The organism is Rhodopirellula maiorica SM1, from assembly GCF_000346295.1.
GTDB classification, from domain to species: Bacteria; Planctomycetota; Planctomycetia; order Pirellulales; family Pirellulaceae; genus Novipirellula; species Novipirellula maiorica.
In genome coordinates this window covers 1-2,273 of sequence record NZ_ANOG01000295.1, presented here as the reverse complement: position 1 = coordinate 2,273, position 2,273 = coordinate 1, and the positions used below count along the sequence as shown (strand labels likewise).

At 52.6% G+C, this 2,273-nt stretch carries 2 protein-coding genes; one reads left to right on the top strand and one right to left on the bottom strand.

The window, feature by feature from the left end; all coding sequences use genetic code 11:
• Positions 1–364: 364 nt before the first annotated feature.
• A complete protein-coding gene (locus RMSM_RS09710) occupies positions 365–799 on the bottom strand; it encodes a hypothetical protein (protein ID WP_008694829.1) in 435 nt (144 codons plus the stop codon).
• A 651-nt stretch (positions 800–1,450) separates the two neighbouring features.
• On the opposite strand from RMSM_RS09710, the gene RMSM_RS38345 reads away from it, so the two are divergent.
• Complete coding sequence (locus tag RMSM_RS38345; RefSeq protein ID WP_160168270.1) at positions 1,451–1,639, top strand: hypothetical protein; 189 nt, start codon at positions 1,451–1,453, stop codon at positions 1,637–1,639.
• Positions 1,640–2,273 lie beyond the last annotated feature (634 nt).

Below are 2,273 nucleotides of genomic sequence, written 5' to 3'. Positions count from 1 at the left end.
TCCCCAAAATTTTCCTGCCAACATCTTCCTGCCAGCTCCGACCGAGCAAATGGCAGGAAAATGGGGGCAGGAAGATGAGCAGAGCGGGGACGGGCCGCGGCGGCGAACTAGCCACCAAGATCCAACGAGAACTCATCCAAAAGAAGGACCACGAAAATAACCAAAGACACGAAAGTTGGTGAATGTACTTTTCGTGTGATTCGTGTCTTTCGTGGTTTGGAATCCCCGGCGCAACGACGAGCGTCCACAACCTACGACCGTTAAGTTACCCGACCGCGCAATGACGGACAGCAAAAACGCTACGCGTAACCGGGCACGCGCGAAAGATTCTCAAATCTAAAAACAATGACTCGCGTGCTCACGTTCACTCCTCTTCGTACCGTGACCCTAAGAGCTTCCACGCTCCGTCAATCTCGCGCGCCGGAAACGTAAGATCCAAGGACAAATTCGTCCCTCCATCGCCTCCTCCCATGCTTGCGATAATCCAATGGCTCGGAGGCTGGAGGAACTTGAGCTTCTTGCCGTTCAGTTCGCCGGGCAATTCCGGTTCTGGGCGATGATCTGCAAAATCAAGCACCCGAATCTCGTTGAGTTCAAGGCTGTCGTTGCTGACTAGAGCTGTCATCTGCTGTTTCATCATTATTGAAAGATCCTCGGGCTGATTCTCCGTGTAAAAGAGTTGATAAAGAGTATCGCCATCACCCGACTCGACGGCGTTTGTGAGTGACTTGACGAGGCCATCCAATCTTGCCGCCGTTTGCGTCACCATCACATGGTTGTCGCAGATTGTAGCGATCATTAATCGAGTATGGTTGTAGTTGCCATTCCGCCCCGTGGGTGGCCCGTCAAGCAGACAACCGTTGGAATCGACCAGTGAAGCTAGTGTAACGGACTGCGATTACAAAATGTTGCACGACCATAACCGTGGATTTCGTTTTTTCGGCTGCGATGGCAAGCATCGCATATCAGCGCAGGATCCCAGTCGCAACGCGACGACACGTGCTAGCCCCGGACGTGAGTCCGGGGAACAGCGTCGTGGTAGCCACCACAGAGTCGCGAAGCGACGGCAGGTGTCAATACGGAAAAGGAGGACGATAGGTTAAAACATGGAGGGTTAGAAAATGGAGGATGCATGAAGGTTTCTTTTCTTAGCCCAACATCAATCGGTCTCAATATCTTTTTGCCACCCATCTTTTTGCCAGTCCTTTCCGCCGGGTGACTTCTAAACGACGTTTACGGAGAGCCTACCTACTTCAGACCGCATATCACTCCTAACATCCGGTTAAAAGAAGGCAACCCAAGGTTGCGGCAGGAAAATGAATGGGGCAGGAACATGACAAATCCCAAAGACTCAGTTAAACGATGAAGCTGGACCAATTTCATGTTAGTCAAAATAAACGAGAGGCGGCCTAGCTACTGGAAGTAGTCGAAAACACGTCTTCGCAACCTGATGTCATTGGGCTTGTCGTACCAGGACGCCCGTCCGTTCGCCTATAGCGTCAAAGGCCCATGGCGTCTTTCCAAGACGTCGGGAGTCCAGCGTGCGTTATCCAGCGAGCACCTGAAGAGTGAGGGCTTACTGAAGCTAGAAGAGGGTTGGCAACAGCTTGCATCCTCGCGGCGAATCGCCCCCCTTTGAATCGTTATTGTGCGGGCGCACATGCGAGGTGTTGTGTTAGGGGGCCCGGGCAGCCGGTCCCCTATCCCGATACCGAGGGTGACCCGTTCTCCCGATCAGTTCCAGGCAAAGGACCAGTATACCCAAGCAAGCGAATGGCAGCCACAACCACGTCTGGGGATATTGCTATGTGACCGGGGACGAGTTTGGATATGAGTGAGTCGATGTCGCGCTGTTGATCAAGAATAGCAACTGCGTCACAGAACTGATCGTCACGGATCGCGGATTCCTTTTCGAGTTGCAATTCGTCACGTTTGCTTCTTAGACGCTGAAGCGGGCCAAGAAGATCGTTCGGAACCGCAGTTGTGATTATCGCGTCGTCAACCAGTTCGTGTTTGGATCGGAATAGCAGGTCGAACAAGCCGGTTGACGGATCGGTGCATGCAGGCAACAGGGAATCAACGTAAATGCGAGTGGATGCTCGAACATTGAACGGAAGGTGTGTGTAACTACGAACGCGCTCTAGTGATCGGTGAAGACTCTCCAGTGCGTACATTGCAGTGTTAGTCATGCAAACTCAGTCGGGGGAACGGTAGCCATCATGTGGGACGGACGAAAGATTTCCCACCTCAAAAACCATGCAAGCCGTCCTCAC